At 37.5% G+C, this 17566-nt stretch carries 21 protein-coding genes and 1 tRNA gene; 11 read left to right on the top strand and 11 right to left on the bottom strand.

The window, feature by feature from the left end; translation table 11 throughout:
- Positions 1-43 precede the first annotated feature (43 nt).
- The 3 genes from F936_RS01285 to F936_RS01275 all read right to left on the bottom strand — a co-directional run bounded on the left by F936_RS01285 (position 44) and on the right by F936_RS01275 (position 2986).
- Positions 44-1045 carry an aldo/keto reductase gene (locus tag F936_RS01285; protein ID WP_005044158.1) on the bottom strand — a complete coding sequence of 334 codons (1002 nt, stop codon included), beginning with the start codon at positions 1043-1045 and terminating at the stop codon, positions 44-46.
- Positions 1046-1156: 111 nt separating this feature from the next.
- A complete protein-coding gene (locus tag F936_RS01280) occupies positions 1157-2059 on the bottom strand; it encodes a helix-turn-helix domain-containing protein (RefSeq protein ID WP_005044155.1) in 903 nt (300 codons plus the stop codon).
- 123 nt (positions 2060-2182) lie between these two features.
- The gene (locus F936_RS01275; RefSeq protein WP_005044154.1) at positions 2183-2986 is read right to left on the bottom strand and encodes a GNAT family N-acetyltransferase; all 804 of its coding nucleotides are present in this window, start codon (positions 2984-2986) and stop codon (positions 2183-2185) included.
- A gap of 704 nt (positions 2987-3690) precedes the next feature.
- Between F936_RS01275 and F936_RS01270 the strand changes: the two genes are divergently transcribed.
- Positions 3691-4239 (top strand): TetR/AcrR family transcriptional regulator, encoded by a 549-nt coding sequence (locus F936_RS01270; protein WP_005044152.1) that lies wholly within the window; start codon positions 3691-3693, stop codon positions 4237-4239.
- 131 nt (positions 4240-4370) lie between these two features.
- A complete protein-coding gene (locus F936_RS01265) occupies positions 4371-4817 on the top strand; it encodes a hypothetical protein (protein ID WP_005044150.1) in 447 nt (148 codons plus the stop codon).
- 342 nt (positions 4818-5159) lie between these two features.
- On the opposite strand, the gene F936_RS01260 is transcribed toward F936_RS01265, so the two are convergent.
- From F936_RS01260 to F936_RS01245, 4 genes are all read right to left on the bottom strand, one after another.
- Positions 5160-5930, bottom strand: coding sequence for a DUF1828 domain-containing protein (locus F936_RS01260; protein ID WP_005044147.1), 771 nt, complete (start codon positions 5928-5930; stop codon positions 5160-5162).
- Complete coding sequence (locus F936_RS01255; protein ID WP_005044146.1) at positions 5923-6399, bottom strand: DUF6978 family protein; 477 nt, start codon at positions 6397-6399, stop codon at positions 5923-5925. The genes F936_RS01260 and F936_RS01255 overlap by 8 nt, the downstream gene beginning before the upstream one ends.
- A gap of 141 nt (positions 6400-6540) precedes the next feature.
- Positions 6541-6759 (bottom strand): DUF6500 family protein, encoded by a 219-nt coding sequence (locus F936_RS01250; RefSeq protein WP_005044144.1) that lies wholly within the window; start codon positions 6757-6759, stop codon positions 6541-6543.
- Positions 6760-6786: 27 nt separating this feature from the next.
- Positions 6787-7122, bottom strand: coding sequence for a winged helix-turn-helix transcriptional regulator (locus F936_RS01245; RefSeq protein ID WP_005044142.1), 336 nt, complete (start codon positions 7120-7122; stop codon positions 6787-6789).
- A gap of 116 nt (positions 7123-7238) precedes the next feature.
- Between F936_RS01245 and F936_RS01240 the strand changes: the two genes are divergently transcribed.
- The 4 genes from F936_RS01240 to F936_RS01225 all read left to right on the top strand — a co-directional run bounded on the left by F936_RS01240 (position 7239) and on the right by F936_RS01225 (position 9738).
- Entirely contained in the window at positions 7239-7796 is a 558-nt protein-coding gene (locus F936_RS01240) for an NAD(P)H-dependent oxidoreductase (protein ID WP_005044140.1), read from the top strand.
- Positions 7797-7943: 147 nt separating this feature from the next.
- A complete protein-coding gene (locus F936_RS01235; protein ID WP_005044138.1) occupies positions 7944-8723 on the top strand; it encodes a hypothetical protein in 780 nt (259 codons plus the stop codon).
- Between the two features lie 133 nt (positions 8724-8856).
- Complete coding sequence (locus F936_RS01230; RefSeq protein ID WP_005044135.1) at positions 8857-9315, top strand: hypothetical protein; 459 nt, start codon at positions 8857-8859, stop codon at positions 9313-9315.
- A gap of 81 nt (positions 9316-9396) precedes the next feature.
- A complete protein-coding gene (locus F936_RS01225) occupies positions 9397-9738 on the top strand; it encodes a DHCW motif cupin fold protein (protein ID WP_005044133.1) in 342 nt (113 codons plus the stop codon).
- A gap of 65 nt (positions 9739-9803) precedes the next feature.
- Here F936_RS01225 and F936_RS01220 read toward each other — a convergent pair.
- Positions 9804-9893 (bottom strand) — tRNA-Ser (locus F936_RS01220).
- Positions 9894-10011: 118 nt separating this feature from the next.
- On the opposite strand from F936_RS01220, the gene F936_RS01215 reads away from it, so the two are divergent.
- Positions 10012-11889 (top strand): potassium transporter Kup, encoded by a 1878-nt coding sequence (locus tag F936_RS01215; RefSeq protein WP_003653920.1) that lies wholly within the window; start codon positions 10012-10014, stop codon positions 11887-11889.
- A 54-nt stretch (positions 11890-11943) separates the two neighbouring features.
- Here F936_RS01215 and F936_RS01210 read toward each other — a convergent pair whose 3' ends face one another.
- Positions 11944-12384: a hypothetical protein gene (locus tag F936_RS01210; RefSeq protein ID WP_005044131.1), complete on the bottom strand. Its 441-nt coding sequence runs from the start codon at positions 12382-12384 to the stop codon at positions 11944-11946.
- 255 nt (positions 12385-12639) lie between these two features.
- Here F936_RS01210 and F936_RS01205 point away from each other — a divergent pair, with 255 nt between their 5' ends.
- The 3 genes from F936_RS01205 (at position 12640) to F936_RS01195 (ending at position 14703) form a co-directional block, all read left to right on the top strand.
- A complete protein-coding gene (locus F936_RS01205) occupies positions 12640-13719 on the top strand; it encodes a DNA/RNA non-specific endonuclease (protein ID WP_003653916.1) in 1080 nt (359 codons plus the stop codon).
- A 96-nt stretch (positions 13720-13815) separates the two neighbouring features.
- Positions 13816-14415, top strand: coding sequence for a LysE family translocator (locus F936_RS01200; protein WP_005044127.1), 600 nt, complete (start codon positions 13816-13818; stop codon positions 14413-14415).
- Positions 14416-14460: 45 nt separating this feature from the next.
- Positions 14461-14703, top strand: a complete 243-nt coding sequence (locus F936_RS01195) for a hypothetical protein (RefSeq protein WP_000476055.1) — start codon at positions 14461-14463, stop codon at positions 14701-14703.
- A 249-nt stretch (positions 14704-14952) separates the two neighbouring features.
- Here F936_RS01195 and aqpZ read toward each other — a convergent pair whose 3' ends face one another.
- Together aqpZ and F936_RS01185 are read right to left on the bottom strand one after the other, a co-directional pair.
- The gene (aqpZ, locus tag F936_RS01190; RefSeq protein ID WP_004639814.1) at positions 14953-15642 is read right to left on the bottom strand and encodes an aquaporin Z; all 690 of its coding nucleotides are present in this window, start codon (positions 15640-15642) and stop codon (positions 14953-14955) included.
- A gap of 132 nt (positions 15643-15774) precedes the next feature.
- A complete protein-coding gene (locus F936_RS01185) occupies positions 15775-16779 on the bottom strand; it encodes an AraC family transcriptional regulator (protein ID WP_005044123.1) in 1005 nt (334 codons plus the stop codon).
- A gap of 109 nt (positions 16780-16888) precedes the next feature.
- Here F936_RS01185 and F936_RS01180 point away from each other — a divergent pair, with 109 nt between their 5' ends.
- On the top strand, positions 16889-17527 hold the full coding sequence (locus F936_RS01180) for a hypothetical protein (protein WP_005044119.1): 639 nt from the start codon (positions 16889-16891) through the stop codon (positions 17525-17527).
- Positions 17528-17566: the final 39 nt, after the last annotated feature.

Below are 17566 nucleotides of genomic sequence, written 5' to 3'. Positions count from 1 at the left end.
AAAAAGTCCGATACTAAGTCGGACTTTTTTTACAGCTCATATTTTAATGATTTACCGCAGCAAGTTGCTCAGCGTTATAGCGTGCGCCCATGTTTGGGTATCTCTCAATAATTGCGTCGATTTCTGCCAAATCTGCTGTTGTTAAATCAAGGTCTACAGCGCCAGCATTTTCCACAAGTCGCTCGATTTTACGCGTACCCGGAATTGGAATAATGTCTTCACCTTGTGCCAAAATCCAAGCCAAAGCCAGTTGAGCCGCTGTCGCGTTTTTGCTTTGGGCAAATTCACTAAATGCTTGCGCCAAACTTTGGTTATTTTTCCAGTTATCGCCTTGATAACGTGGTAACTGGCGACGGAAATCGTTTTCTTCTAGGTTGCCCACATCGAGTGTATTGGTGATTAAACCACGTGATAGCGGTGAATACGGCACAAGGCTAATGCCTAACTCGCGAATGGTTTGCAAATGGGTTTGCTCAAACTCACGGGTGAGGAGCGAATATTCATGTTGAACCGCTGCAATCGGGTGAATCGCATGTGCTTTACGAATGGTTTCAGCCGACGCTTCACTGAGTCCTAAATAGCGAACTTTACCTTGTTGGACCAAGTCAGCCATTGCGCCAATCGTGTCTTCAACTGGAATATTCGGGTCAATGCGGTGGGCATAATACAGATCAATTACGTCTGTATTTAGGCGTTTTAAACTGTTTTCGACCGCAACTTTAATCCACTCTGGAGAACCGTCGATATAAGACTCTAAAGAGTTTTGTGGGTTAAGGTTATCTTCTTTATAGCGAAAGCCAAATTTGGTCGCCAAGAATACTTTGTCGCGGTGTTTTTCTAAAACTTTTGAGAGCAATACTTCGTTTGCGCCGTTGCCGTACATGTCGGCGGTGTCCCAAAAGTTAATGCCTAGGTCTAAGGCTTTTTCTAGAGTTGCAATGCTTTGTGTGTCGTCTGAGGCACCATAGGCAAAGCTCATTCCCATGCAACCTAAACCAAGTGCTGATACTTTTTCGCCTGTTTGTCCTAAAGTTCTATATTTCATTTTTCACACTCTTTTTTGCAAATCACTTGAGTAGAAAAACTATAAAATGCTTTGGCTCAAACTGACGTATAACATTCAAACCAATAATTATAAAATTCAAACAATATGTTTTTAGGCCACACAGTCCTCGCGGAACTTTTTAGGCGAAAAACCCGTATTTTTCTTAAAGAAATTGGTGAAATACGCTGAATATTCAAAGCCTAAGCTATAGGCAATTTCGGAAATATTCCAACTGGTGTGTTGTAACAGTGCTTTGGCTTCTTGCGTAATGCGTGAACTAATATGCTCAGACGTGGTTTTGCCTGTGGCTTCTTTTACGGCTCGGTTTAAATGGTTTACATGCACTGACAGACCATAGGCATAGTCATTTGCTGTTTTGAGTTTAAGCTGAAAATGGGGCGAGTCGATTGGGAACTGGCGCTCTAATAATTCAAAGAATAAATGGCAAATCCGAACCGCAGCATTGCTATGTTTTTCAAACTGTTGGGTCGGTTGCATTTTCATGGCTTCATGCACAATCAGGTGCAAATAGTTTCTTAAAACGTTGTATTTATGAATGTAGTCTGAATTTATTTCTGCCATCATCTTTTTGAAAATAAATGAAATTTCATCAACTTTTTGATCATTTAAAAAATACAATGGGTCGCCGTCGACTTTAAACAGCGGGGAGTCTTTTAAAAAGCTTTGTCTTGATTCGTGGTTTACAAATTCTTCGGTAAATAGACAAAACCAGCCTGCCTGTTCGGGCGAATTAATTTCCCAAGCGTAGGGAACCATCGGGTTTGAAAACAGTAAAGCAGGGCGGTCTACTCGTATCCAGCGGTTGGCGTAGTGGAGGTCGCCTGTGCCTAAAACCAGTGAAATTTTATAATAATCGCGGCGGCTGTAAGGCGTCAGAAAAGAGCAGGCATCACGTTGGAACACATTAAAATGTCCAAACGAAGTCGATGGAACCGAGTAATCGCTATCTCTGGTTAAAGAAAAGCGGCGATAAAAATCATGTATGGTTTCCATGTCTTTGCCTGCATGCGTTATCAATTTATTTAAAGTTATAAAATTCAAACTTTATTTACTGTAGCTTTTATTTATAGCGTGATCAATCGATTCATTTAAGCAGTTTTGAAAATGAATGATTTTTTATAAATACTCTGGGTAACCAATGTAAGAAGACTCTACGCATTCGAAGCCCATTTGGCGGTAAAGTGTAACGGCTGGAGTATTATCAACATCGACAATTAAGTGGGCAATCCGTCCAGTTGCAACGATTCGATTGACCGTGAATTGTAAGACGCGCTCGGCAAAACCTTTTCGACGATAAGCAGGGAAGGTATATGTGCCACCAATAGAAACCAGACGATCAGTTTCTATGCCTAAACGCACAATTGAAATGATTTGGTCGTCTGCTTCAAGCACAATAATTTTTTGTTGTTGAATTAGAGATTCCCAATCCGGTGTTTCATTTGCTGACCGCTCTTTATTGTATTGATGTTGATATTCGTTAAGACGGGAAATGTCCGAGCGTTCCGCCAAGCGGCCTTGAGCTTCAGAAAATTGGCGTGAGCAAATCATGATCCATTGATCATACTCTCGTAAAATACGTCCTTTTTGTTTGATCTCGGCATGTAATAAGTCTCGCCCGATTGCGTTCGTTACAATCCGATGCGGTTGAAGCTCTAAAATTGATGTACAGAGTGATGCCCCAGATGAAGATGTCTTTGATGGAACCCAGAAGCAGGTGCCCCCAGTAACGATGACCGCGACTCCTAAAAGTTGCTTGGAGTTCTGCGGGTGATATAACCGTAAGAGTTGCCACTCGGTATTGGTAACTCGTGTTTGATTAAGAAAAGCCATTGCCCCAATAGAATAATGGAATCGTTCATCAAGCCATTGAAAGATAAGTTGATATTCTTCTGAACTGGTGGAAGGTCCTTTTATTATCATTATTAATTACCCATTCAAATGATGAACTCAATCATAATTCACTATCCTACATTTTTATTATTACCATGATATCGTTAAATTTAAGTTGAATGACTGTTTAGCTTAAATATCTAATTGAATGAAAACAAAAATTATTTAACCAATTTCTATTCAACCTTACATTGACACTCAAAAACACGCGGATTATCCTTTGCCTGCTGGCCACATTGCCAGTCGGTTTTAGCAGACCGTTTTACATACAGCACATCAGATTTGCTCCTTCTGAGGGGGAGATCTGTGTGTGAAACCACCGTCCCCCTCACGTTGCGGTAGGGCGGAAGGGGGACACCCTCGGGTGTGCTGGTTCTGTATGTCCAGTCTGCTAACCCCTTTTCGTCCTGCCACCATTATTTAGCAGTAATTGTGGTAGAGCTTCTAATACATACAGGAGTTCGCTATGCGTACTATTTCATCTCTCCCATTGGCAACCTTTGCCAAAATCTTTACGTCTATATCGCACTGGTCTTTAAAACGGTTTAACCGACTCTAGGTTTTAAGCCATAGGTCATTACGACTAAAAAATCATAGCAACAATAAAACCCGAGATAGGCGAACACACCATTTTTGTGTCGTTTTCGCATGCCTGTTTTTAGCGCTCAATTTAGGAGCGACGGCATTTTTATCTCTTTTACATACAACAAAAAATTATTTTAAACGGTATAAAAATGCCAAATTTAGAAGCTTCATTTAGAGCATTAAGCGTGCTCCACGCAGCAAAAGATTTATTTAATCAAAATGGGTTTTACATCGGGATCGATCGAATTATTGAGGAAGCTAAAATCCCTAAAGCCACTTTTTATAACTACTTTCACTCAAAAGAAAGGCTCATTCAGATGAGCTTAACTTTTCAAATAGATGCATTAAAACATGAGGTGTTTTCAATTATTCATTCGTACCGAGAACTCATGGCATTCGATAAACTCAAGAAAATTTACCTCTTACATGCAAATTTAGATGGCTTTTATCGGTTGCCATTTAAAGCGATTTTTGAAATTGAAAAGATCTATCCAGCAGCATATAAACTCGTCATTGACTACCGAAACTGGTTCATTAAAGAAATTCATAAATTCCTTTTAACTGTAAAAGCGACTGTTACAGTTGCAGATGCACACATGTTTTTGTTTGTGATTGATGGCGCGATGGTTCAGCTTTTGGGTACCAATAACACCGATGAAAGGGATGTATTACTCGACTATTTTATAAGTCGGGTTTGATGGGGGAAGGCCCGACGGGAGTTGGGCTTTTTTGAAGTCTTTTAACAAGCTTGAAAATTGATAATTAATACTTGTATTTTATTTTAAGCTTGTGTAAAAATTGTTTTATCTATTTTTTAGAGAACATAAGCTTGAGAAAAATTTCAGAAATTTTAAAATCTAAAGAACAACGTTGGATATTAATTATTGCTGTAATAACGGGTATTGCATTGTCTATTGCTTTGCCAACAGGATATATTAAGGTTATTGAGGTTGTATTTAATTTTCTTGTTAATATAACACCCTTTGAACTTTTATCTTTTATTCCATTAACCATATTGCTTGTAAGTGTTATATTTGAATTTAAATTAAATTTAATTTTAATTAATTTGTGTTCTTATTTATCAAAGAAAATAGTTATTTCATTGAATTCTATGGTTGGGTTTTGCCTAGCTTTATTTCTGGTAAATTTAGGTTTTAATCATATCCAAGATGCTTTGTTTTTTGGAATTGTAGGATTTACTACTTACCTAGTTGCAGTTGCTACACACTGGATTGTATTAGATTTAGAATCACAATCTAATAGTTTAATTTCTTAATTTAAAGGGTATAAGAGTTTAATTTAATATTGGACTCTTATTTAATATTTATTTTGTAATTAAATTATTTAAGCTATATCTTCGTTTAATTAACTCTATTTTAATTATATTAATTTTAGAGAAACATAGATAATTTTAGTTGTTTCTATTTTATTTTTTCAAGAAATCATATTAATTGTCCTAATAAATTACTTGTGCATCTTATAAGGCTAAAGTGTTTTATGGTTTTTATTTGGAGGTTTGTTTTTATACTATATATTTAATATAAAATATATTTTAAATATATAAGCAAATTAAAAATAATAATAAATAATTTTTCTAATTTAAGAGTAAGTGTTTATTTTAAGCTATTCTGTGAAGAATTTTTTTCTTAATTGTAGCTATATCTTCAATTGATGGAACAATATCATTTGCTGCACTCATCAATCTGTCTATATCTTTTTCGGGCATGCCTTTTCTTTCAGATAGAACGACCATTGAATCGAAATTATCTGTATGAATTGTTAAGTGTTGAAGCACAATAGTAGCAAGTTTTAGCTGGCTTGGGTTTCCGGCCCCCATAATATATAAAGGTTTAGAAGCTTCTATGTAAAAATCTACAGGATAGTTTTCACCTTGAGGAATATTAGGAACTACATAATCCTCATATATACTTATTCCTTGTGGTACAGAGCTATAAATTGCAGCTTTTAGGTCTTCATAGAATGTCGAAGCTGTTCTATGTTGAGTCCACAGCCCTAAATCACTCAGACGTGATAATCCTTTTGTAAAATCAAATAATTCATAAACAAGATTATCAGCACTTACTTCTTTATATAGTTCACCATCATCTTCTTCTAGACCAGCTTCAGAAAGAATTAAATCAAATAATCTCCCACGATTTCCCTTAAGCATAGAATCGATGTCATGTTCATAACTTAAGCGCATAAGAGTGCTAGCTCCATCAGATAAACGGAAACCTGCTGGTATATCTTTTATATAAATTGAAAAACCATCGCCATCTCTATCTTTCATAGGTAGAGATACAATAGTTCCTGCTTTTGTTTCTTTCAGTCGAACTGAATGGCAAAAAGAAGAGCACAGTAGGTCTTTAAGTTTTTCATTGTTAATCAAAACTAAAACCCTCCTGTGTTATAAAATCACTTAAAGTTAATTGGTGAATATTAGATTTATCAATCAAGCATTTAATAGCGCTACTAAGATCACTATACTCATTACTTCGGGTTGCATAATGATCAATTTTGTAACCCGAATTTGCATATCGCTCAGTCGCTATATGGATGTGACATTCATAATCTATAAGTTCTCTTTCAAGAACATTCGTATGTTGATGAGCTGAACCATTATATCTTAAAAGAGTTAAATCATCTTTTCCCGAACGAACTAATTTAAGGCCACATGAAAAGTTGTCTGGATCAATTTCATTCTGGCGAGCATATAAAATGAAATAACCATCCCCTATTTCATTTGCATGTAAAACACAATCACAGCGCTTTGATTTCTTTTGGGTTTTCCATTTTAGCGTACCTCCAGCATATATCTTTTCCATAACAATTAGATGCTGTATTTCTATATCATTCATTTTTTTTCCCTTTATATTATTTTATTAAGTATCAACTTAAGAGCTGAATTCATAATTTTATAAAAATTATCTATAAAATACTTAAATGTAATTGTTTATGGAATAGCTAGGCTCTCTTTTCGAATGCTAATATCCTAATTTCTACTGCTCACTCAAAACCAACTGTTTAATCTTAACTGCCTTCTCAAAGTGATCTAGCTTATGCAACATAATCCACCAATGGGCAGCTTCCATAAGTAACTCAGGGTTATCATTCTTATTTTTAAAAAAAGCATAAAAAGATAGGCCGACATTGTCTCCCTTCTTTTCAATTTTCTCGTCGCATCCCTTAATAAAAATTTCTCTTAATTCATTTCTCATATTTAGTATCACTTCAAGTCTATAAAACTAAGACGGCTTATTGTGCTCGCCCCAAGCACACATCATATCTAACAAAGGAATTAAAGACTGTCCTCTTTCTGAAAGACGATATTCGACTTTTGGCGGAATTTGAGGATATTCCTTGCGATGAATTAGTCCATCTCTTTCTAATTCTTTGAGTGTATTGCTAAGTGTTCTAAACGAAATATTGCCAATGCAGCGTTGCATCTCATTAAAACGCATGACGGTTTTTCCATAAAGCCAATACATAATAATCATCTTATATTTGCCATTAATCAAAGAAAGGGTGTAGCCAAAACCCGTATCTTCTAATGGCGTATACGTTGGAATGCAGTCATCCATTTTTAAAATCCATACTATCTTTTAGTATAGTATATAACACAAATTACCGTACTTATATTTAGGAAAGCACACTTCTATAATCGATTTATCTACTTTTCGATAAGAGTGTTTTCATAATGAAAAAGACATTAGTCATTGTTACGCATCCTCACATAGACCAGTCTGTTGTAAATAAAAGATGGATTGAGGAACTAGAAAAACATCCCGATCAATTTACGATTCACCAAATTTATCAAGCCTACCCAGACGGGGTGATTGATGTTGCCAAAGAGCAAGCACTTGTAGAAGAACACGAAAATTTAGTATTTCAATTTCCAGTGTATTGGTTTAACTGTCCGCCGCTTTTGAAACAATGGTTAGATGAAGTTTTGGCGTATGGATGGGCTTACGGTTCAGAAGGTGACAAGCTCAAAAATAAAAAGTTTATGCTAGCTTTATCTGCTGGTGGGCAAGAACAAGTTTATTCAGAAAGTGGAGAGTATCAAATTTCTTTGGAGAAGATTTTTACCCCATTTGAACTAACAGCTTTATATGTTGGGGCAGTCTATCAACCGCTTCATGCATTTTATGGTTTAGACACAAACCCTTCAGAAGACGACGTTATTCCGACTCACCAAGACATAGACAATAATGCGATTCAGTATGTTCAGAAGTTGTTAGCGTTGTCTGAGTAAGTTTAAAGATGGGAAAGGCCTAAACGTGAGGGTTTGGGTCTTTAATATTGAATATTTTTTAAAGATTTGGGTCAGGGTTTTTAAGTTAAATATACGATTTATTTATGATATAAATATCAGCTAAATATAGATTTAATTTAAAAACTTATGACTATTCTTAGTATTAAAGAAAAAGAAAACTCCCTTATAACTGATGATGCTCATGAATTAATATGCTTCGCAACAATCAGTGAAATAAACTCATGGAATGATGTTGTTAACTTATATTCAGAAATTAAGCAGAAGTATTTACCTAAAAAAGTATTATTACTTTTAGAAGATATTGGACAATGCCAATACACTTCCATGCATGCTTCAATGGGAGATGGGCTTTATTTCGATACTTCAGAACTCGTTGAAGATGACAGTGAAGCAAGTTGGGATAATACTCGACCTTTAGAACTTCAACATCATATTGAACAATTATTAAAGCCAGAAAATTATATAGACTTTAATAACTTGCCTAAAAAAATTAGTTATTGTGATGAAGATCAATCGACTCTGCTACAGATTAATGCTGAACCCGAAAAAATTTTAGATGACGTTATTCAAGTAAAGTTAGTAAACAGTAAAAATGAAACTCAAAAATTTGCAGCATGCCTCAATGGATACTTTACTTGTGATTTGAATCCTTTTGAGTCTTTTAGCTTAATTCAGCATTTAGATCAGAACTATGGCTTAGACTATGTTGGCTTAGGTGCAAGCTTATTATACTTTATTAAAACACCAGAATTTGATGCAAATAAAACAACTCAATTGATTAATGAGTTGAGCAACTTTTATCAATTCAATCAAGAGACTCATACCCAATTAGAACAGCATTTATCTAATCATGAATATCTTATTTTGCCTTATGTAGAGTCATTAGAAGTGTTCATTTTAGATTAAGGTTGTTTAGAGAAGTCTAAATTTTATTTCAAATAAAAAAGACCTAAATCAAAACGATTTGGGTCTTTCTATCACTTAATTTTGATCTGACTAATTTTTAACATGGCATTTTAAAAATTAGAAAGGAAGCCAAATGCTAAAGTCTAGAATCTTTATAACTATCGGACTGCTTCTTGCTGGACTATGTTTATTTGCAGCCTTTAAATCATACGAGAAAAAGGCTAACGTTGAAAAAGAACAAGCGAGTCGAACAGCTATTTCCTTTTTAAATTCACTTTCTAATGGAGATTCAGCCACAGCTTTTAAGTATGTTTGGTCAGGTGAGGAATTAAACATTCGAAGTGCTGAAACAGCTCAGTACTATAAAGACTCAAAAGTTCTAGAAGTGCTAAAAGTTCGTTACGATTCAGCAAAAAATAGACCTGATTACTATCAACAATTTTATAAAATTATTTCAGTCCAAATAAGTATAAAAACAGTACATGCAGATATTGCTGGTAACCCCGCGGGTACCTATATTTTGTTTATAAATCTTGTGCAAATAGATCCTAAATCTAATTGGCTCGTTACTGAGTTAGGCAGTGGACCTTAAGAAATAATATTTTTAAATTGTTTGCAAAAATCAAATTTGTCTATAAGTTGAAAATACAATAATACGTCTTTGGAAAAAATTATGAATATCGTGCCTTTTCCATTTCAAATTACAAATTGGGAAGAAATTGAAGTCACTGAATATAGCGGTGAAACTGGAAAAGCTTATTGGAAAACCCAATTTTTTGGTGAAGAAGGAAATAAAATAAGGGTAAGACTTGTCGAGTACTCGGCTAATTATTTAGCAGACCATTGGTGTGAAAAAGGACATATCTTATTTTGCCTAGAAGGTGAGTTAGAAAGTCGATTGAAGGATGGGCGAACATTCACTTTAACTTCAGGAATGAGTTATCAGGTAGGGGATAATTCAGAACCACATCAGTCTTTTAGCCTGAATGGTGCGAAGTTACTTATAGTTGATTAGAGTGATTTTTTCTAGGCTAAATAAAAAAGACCTAAATCAAAACGATGTAGGTCTTTTTTCAATTCTGGCGGTGAGAGAGGGATTCGAACCCTCGATACGCGCAAACGTATACACACTTTCCAGGCGTGCTCCTTAAGCCACTCGGACACCTCACCAAGGCGTGGGATAGTAACTAAAAAAACGAGTTCTGCCAAGATTTAAGATGAGCTTTACAGAAAAAAAATAATAGAGGTGATAAGATTGCGATAAAAATCATGTTGGTTTAATTACACAATGCAAAATACGGCCAAAAAAGCAACCTTGCCTGCCACGGCTTTGGCAGCTCTTGGGGTGGTCTTTGGAGATATTGGAACAAGTCCACTCTACGCCTTAAAAGAGTCCTTCCATGCAGCGCATGGGTTGGGAATTAAGCCTGAAAACGTATTAGGAATTTTATCTATTATTTTTTGGTGCTTAATGCTGATCATCAGTATTAAGTATGTCGCCATCGTCATGCGTGCAGACAACAATGGCGAAGGCGGAATCATGGCCTTACTCGCACTGAACTTACGTAAAGCCAAAATTGCCGATAACAAAAAAATCTACATGATTGCCATTGGTTTTATTGGTGCATCGCTATTTTTTGGTGATGGCATTATTACCCCAGCCATTTCGGTACTCTCGGCAGTCGAAGGCTTGTCGATTGCAACCGATGTGTTTGACCCGTTCATCATGCCAATTGCGATTACTATTATCATCGCGTTGTTTTTGGTACAAAAACACGGTACGGCCTTTGTCGGTAAGTTTTTTGGCCCGATTACGATGGTGTGGTTTTTATCTTTAGGATTATTAGGTCTTCACAGTGTCATTCAAACACCTGTGGTTTTAGGCATGTTTAGTCCACATTGGGCGATTCAGTTTATCTATCACAATCCAGTCATGACCTTTTTCGTGATGGGTGCTGTGGTATTAACAGTCACTGGTGGTGAAGCACTTTATGCCGATATGGGACATTTCGGACCAATTCCGATTCGTCTTGCATGGTTCATTGTGGTGTTGCCATGTCTGGTTTTAAACTACGCAGGACAGGGTGCATTATTGCTCAGAGACCCAGCGGCGATTCAAAACCCGTTCTATTTATTGGTGCCGGAGTGGGCACTTTACCCAATGATTATTATGGCGACCATGGCAACCGTAATTGCCTCTCAAGCCGTAATTTCTGGGGTGTTTTCACTGGCGCGTCAAGCGATTCAATTGGGCTATTTACCGCGTTTAAGTATTAAACATACCTCTGAGTCTGAAGAAGGCCAGATTTATGTTCCTTTCTTAAACTGGTTACTTTTAATCGCAATTATTATCTTAATTTTGATTTTCAAAAGCAGCTCAAACTTGGCAAGTGCTTATGGTCTCGCTGTAACCTTGACGATGCTATGTGATACGATTTTGGTTGCTGTGTTTATCTATTCGGCTTGGAAGTGGAGTCTGCCAAAAGTGCTACTCCTGATTATTCCATTCTTTGTTTTAGAGTCGGTATTAGTTGGCGCAACTTCACTTAAAATCTTGTCGGGTGGTTGGGTTCCATTATTGATTGGTGCGATTGCAGTGACCATCTTAATGACATGGAAACGTGGTCGTGAGCTCACTTTTGCCAAGCTCGAACACGATACGTTATCACTCGATTTGTTTGTGAAAAGTATTGGTAATAGCGTGCACTGGGTTCCGGGTGATGCAGTCTTTATGACGGGTACGCCAAACGTGGTGCCACATGCCATGCTGCATAACATCAAGCACAACAAAGTGCTTCATCAGCGCAATATCTTGGTCACTGTGGTGATTGAAGATGTACCTTATGTTGAACCTGAAGAGCGTATTTCAACAGAAACCTTAGCTGAACATTTCTTCCGTATTAAGATTTTCTACGGCTTTAAAGATGAAATGAATGTACCAAAAGCTCTCATGCAAGCCTATGAACAGCTAGGTCTTGAATATGACTTAATGCATATTAGCTTCTTTATTTCTAGAGACCGTATTGTTCATTCGGTGGGTGATGGTATGTCTCCATGGAGAGAGAAACTGTTTATCTCTATGCAGCGCAATACCAGTCCAGTGAGTGACTTCTACCAAATCCCAACCAACCGTGTGGTTGAGTTAGGTAGTCAAATCGAAATATAAAATATTGATGCATAAAAAAACCAAGACATATGTCTTGGTTTTTTTATGCTCTGATTATTGAGCTTGAACAGGTGCATCTGCTGGCATATGACCATCATGTGCCATTGGGTCTGCCGACTGAGTTGGATCTGCCGCAGGTGGTACAGCATTCGGATCTTGTGGCGCTGGAGACGCTTGGTTTGGTGCAGGAGGGATTGCATCAGTTGGCGCTGCTGGTGGTGCCATTTCACCGCCTGCTGGAGGAGCTGGTGGAACATCTGCCGGAATAGGAGCACCAGTAGGAGCAGCATTTGTTGGTGCAGCAGAAACTTGCTGTACTTGTCCGCTATTAACTAAATCACTAATAGAACCAGGCTGGCCATTTACCGTTGTAGTAACTTTCACTTTAGACAAACTCTCTAAAGTTTCTCCTGGCTGGACTGCTGGTTCAGCCAAAGCGGCCATACTACACAATCCCGTGATTACGCCAATACCAATAATCTTTGAATGGATCATTCAATGGACTCCGTTTATATTTTTATCCAAATTTGTGGAGCTAACCATGTCATAAGCAATCAGTGCTTTTCAACGAAAGATACGCAATTGACGTAATTCAATAGCCAAAGCCTCTCAGAATCCCAACAAATTGTTACGTATAGCAGAGTAGAGTTACAAAAAATATGACCATGTTTTAACCATTTGAAAGATAAGAGATATACTTAAAAAAGCAGGATTGTTAAGCTGCGGGTGGACAGTGGTATTGATATAAACATGGCAACTAAAAAACGTAGTAAGGGTACAAACCAATTTTCGATAAGTGGACATTTCGGCAAGATTATTCTTGCTTGTATTGCGGCTGGAAGCTTTGCAATTGCTTTTGGTAGTGAAAAGATTTCACAGTGGTTTTCGCCTTTAAGTACTAACTCGACTTGTTTAAATCAGTTCTATCGTGAAGTTCCTCCTGCTTTAAATAAAGAAAGTTTAAAAAAAGACAGTTATCCGCTGTGCTTTAACGGCTTTAACGTTTTGTATTCAGGCATCTCTAAAACGCCGTTATGGTCGGCTGAGCATTTAAATGCAGAACGTTTGAGTGTCAAAATTAAGCGTGAAGATAACTTTCATGAAGAAACTCGTGTTGATCAAAAGCATCGGGCACTGTTAAGCGACTATCGTGGTTCAGGCTATGACCGTGGGCATATGGCACCGAATGGCGATATGCCAAATAAGAGCTCACAGTCCGATAGCTTTTCGTTAAGTAATATGGTGCCGCAAGCGCCTAAAAATAACCAAGAAGTCTGGCGTAAACTTGAAGAAGCCACACGTGCTATTGCGACCAAGCAAAAACAAGATGTATATGTTGTTACCGGCCCTGTTTTTGAAGGTAAACGCCTTAAAACCATTGGGCAAGGTGTAATTGTTCCAACCGCAGTTTATAAAGCGGTATATATGCCAAAAACTGGCGCTATTGGGGCTTACTACGCACCCAACAATAACTCTCTACAAGTGAAAGTGGTGAGTGTTTGCTACCTTGAAGAACGCTTAGGCGTTAACCTGTTTCCACAGTTAACTGAGCAGCAAAAGCGTAATGTCTATCGTCTACCTTTAACAGCAACGTCGGTTAAGCCAAATCAGAAGTTAGACTATTTACATTGGGATGGTGAGAGCCAATGTGAGCAGGACTTAAACGCTGATCAAATTAAAGCGTTACAAGACCAGTTTAAAAAGCAAAAAAGTGGCTCCTCAGAACCAATGGAAGCAAAAGTTCCAAGCATTGATGAAGAAACACGCCAAGCCATTGTGAAACAACTGGTGGAAGCCTTGGTGAACTATTTCTTGCAAATATTGAAGTAAGCAATTTTATAGTAGTTATTGCATTGTCTTAAATTCATACAATAAAATAAGTATACAGATCTGTATACTTATTTTATTTTAATAAGGACAATAACAATGTTTGCCTCGATGTTTCTATTTTCATTTGCAATGTCTATTACCCCCGGTCCCGTAAATACCGTAATTTTATCGACCAGTTTAAATCATGGTTTAAAAAGATCGCTTCCCTATATTTCAGGCGCCACCATTGGTTTTACCTTACTTTTAATTTTTATGGCATTTGGTCTCCAGAGCTTATTAACTCAGTTTCCGATCGTATTAAAATTTCTTGCAGTTTGTGGAACGCTATTTGTTTGTTATATCGGTATAAAAATTATTCTTTCTGCTGCCAACATTTCCATTTCAAGTGCTCCAGCAGAACAGATGATTATTCCCAATTTTAAAGATGGCTTTTTACTACAATGGCTCAATCCCAAGGCGTGGCTAGCGTGCGTGTCAGGTATTACCATGTTTACAAGCATTGAAAACCCGCAGTCGTTGCCAATCTTTATCATTATTTATTTTTTTACCTGCTATGCGTGTTTGTTCTTTTGGGGGCTATGTGGCGATAAATTTTCGGTGGTGCTTAACCATGGCAACCGTTTGAAATATTTTAATATCCTGATGGGAGCCTTTTTAATTTTATCGGCACTTTTAATTTTGATTGATTTTTTTTAAATTGGTCGTATTACACTGTCAAGATATAACAACGAGATAACACCTATGTTTAAGCCATTTGAAAAGGGTACAGAGTCTTCTTCAATTGAAGATTTAACATTAGAAAATGATGTCGATTGCGTCAGCATTTATGGCAACTTGCAAATCACTAAAGACAAAGTCGGGCTAGAACAAGCGAAGGCTTTACAGAGCTTTTTAAACGATGTAGTTGCGGCTTTGGAAAAAGAAGAATTGCCTGAGAAAATTGAACGTCCAGCTGAACAAGAAATTAATAATCCGTTTTTATAAATGATTTATCAGTGGAATTGGATCTGACCAAGTTATCTACGATTTTGAACGATGCGTGAAATCTGATTCGTGATAAAGCCATTCACAACCTGCCCATTTTAAGATCAGAATTGTTACTGTGTGGGATCAGATACATGATCCCAGAGAACAGGTTTTGTGAATGGTAATGGTTTTGGTTACTTTTGCCGAAACAAAAGTAATGAGAATTAGCTGATTACTTTCGATTTTACGAAGTAGAACTCCGTCGTGTTAATCCTTATCCCCAGCAACTACCTTATAAATAATAGCACCCAGCACAGCACCCAAAATCGGCGCCACCCAGAATAACCACAACTGACTTAAAGCAGCAGTTTCAGCAAAGAACGCGACACCTGTACTACGTGCAGGGTTCACAGAAGTGTTCGTGACTGGAATACTGATTAAGTGAATAAGCGTTAAGCCTAAGCCAATCGCAATAGGGGCGAAGCCAGCAGGTGCTCGACGGTCAGTTGCGCCTAAAATAATGATTAAGAAGAAAGCTGTAAGTACCACTTCAATAATGAAAGCAGAACCTAAGCCAAACTTGTTTGGTGATAAATCACCGAAACCATTTGAAGCAAAACCACCAACACCGCTAAAGCCAGCTTGACCTTGAGCAATAATGTAAAGAACAAATGCCGCAGCAGTGGCACCAACCACTTGAGCAACAATATAGGGAATGAGATCTTTAACATCGAAGCGGCCGCCGACCCAAAGGCCAACACTTACCGCGGGATTAAAATGTCCACCTGAGATATGCCCTAGAGCATAGGCACCTGTGAGTACGGTTAAACCAAAGGCAAGGGCTACACCTGCAAAGCCAATACCAAGTTCAGGGAAAGCTGCGGCTAATACTGCGCTACCACAACCACCAAAGACTAGCCAAAACGTACCTAGAAATTCAGCAAAATATTTATTCATTCTGATTACTCATTTATTTAATCTATTTTAATTAATGTGAATTACGTCACATAAATTTGAAGCATGTGACTATATGAAATTTTTGTTTTCAGTGTTGTTTTAATCAAGAAAAGATTTGTAAGTTTTGGTTGGTTATTCTTTGTCTAAAAATTGATCTCGCCATTGTTGCGGTGTTTGATTGGTCCAATGTTTAAATGCTCTTTGAAAAGCACTTTGTTCTGAATAACAAAGCAAAAGAGCAATCTCTTGTAAGCTTAAATGCGGATCTTTTAAATATTCAGTCGCGAGCATAAACCGTACTTGCTGAACACGTTCCTGAAAGGTGGTGTTTTGTTGTTGTAAGTGGCGCTGAAGCTGTCGGACTGAAAGGCCTAGCTGAGCTGAAATATATTCAATTTGATATTGATCCTTTTGTAGCCCAGTCAAAATTGAGTGCTGTAAGCGTTGATCAAGTTGTGTCGAATTTGGTAATTGCTCTAAAAGCGCTTGGGCTTGTTGAACCAATAATTGTTGTAGGGTGTGGTCGGCACTACTAAGTGGTTTATTAATTTCAGTAATTGGAATGAGTAATTGGGTACGGGGCTGGCTAAAACGGACCGGACATTGAAAGTATTGTTCATAAACCCTGATGTTTTTAGGTGCGTTATTTAAAAAATGCACTTCATGTAAATGCACATCTTGGTGAGACATAAAAAGGCGTAAAAATTGAATAACCAGAGCAATGGCAATTTCATCGGTAAGTTGGGTAGGGTGCAACTCTGTAGCTTCCCAGCGAATAGAAGCATATTGCCCATAGAGCTCAACCACTAACGGACTTCCGTCATAAATTAGGCGGTGAAAATCATGATAGCGAATTAAAGCTTCACCTAAGTTATCGCAAGAGAGTGCAAGGTAGGCAATAATTCCTAAGTGTTTGGGTTGTACATATTTGGCAATTTCTAGACCTAAACCCGGTTTGGGGGCTAGTTTATAAATCACTTCTAATAGGTCGCGCCAAATCACATAGTCAAAGCGTTCCAGATTTTGAATTTGTTCTAATTGCTCTGGTACTGCTAACTGATTGGCTTCGCAGTAAGCTTTTAATAGGTGTCCGAGTCCTCCATAGACCGAACCCGTATAATTTTTTAGTTGTGGCATCCCTGACCACCTCTTTCTTGTCGTGATTTGTCAATGAAACCATAAATTCTGGTCAATACATAGCATATCGAATTTTATATTCTGAATAAAAAGAAAAAGGAGTAAAGCGATGTTAAAAGGGTTTATTGCTGGAATTGCGGTTGCCAACGCATTTGAATGGGTAGCTCATAAATATATTTTGCATGGGGTACATCGTGCTGGACAACCGCGCTATAGCCCTGTGCCAAAAAGCATGGAGTCACATTGGGCACATCATCGTGAAGTACGCAAACAGCAATTTCATGATGATTGTTATGTGGAAGGTGTTGGAAATTGGCGGACTAAAAATGAGTTAATTTCACTAGCAGTGGTGGCAACTGTTTCAAGCGCTATTTTTTACCCATTTTCAAAAGGCATGGCACTCGCAGCTTGGTACAGTGCTGGAAATTATTATTATATTCATCGCCGTGCACATCTGGAGCCTGAATGGGCAAAGCGTAAAATTCCATGGCATTACGACCACCACATGAACTCTAATCAAGACGCCAATTGGTGTGTGACCAAGCCTTGGTTTGATTATGTGATGGGAACACGTGTGGTGTCTTCGGCAGATTTAAAAGAACAAAATCCTTTGGGCATATGGTTACCGACAGTAATTGCTAAACCTTTATCTCAAGCTGTAGAAAAAATCTTTCCTGCAAAATGGGTCGAGAAAAAAGAAAACCCTAAACTCATCGGTGATCTGAATGTTGTAGACGATGCTGCATAAAAAAATAAAGGGGCATATAGCCCCTTTAAATATCAATAA

Source organism: Acinetobacter calcoaceticus DSM 30006 = CIP 81.8, from assembly GCF_000368965.1.
In the GTDB taxonomy this organism is placed as follows: Bacteria; Pseudomonadota; Gammaproteobacteria; order Pseudomonadales; family Moraxellaceae; genus Acinetobacter; species Acinetobacter calcoaceticus.
The sequence above is the reverse complement of the archived record's forward strand: the minus strand, read 5'-3'. Positions and strand labels throughout refer to the sequence as shown.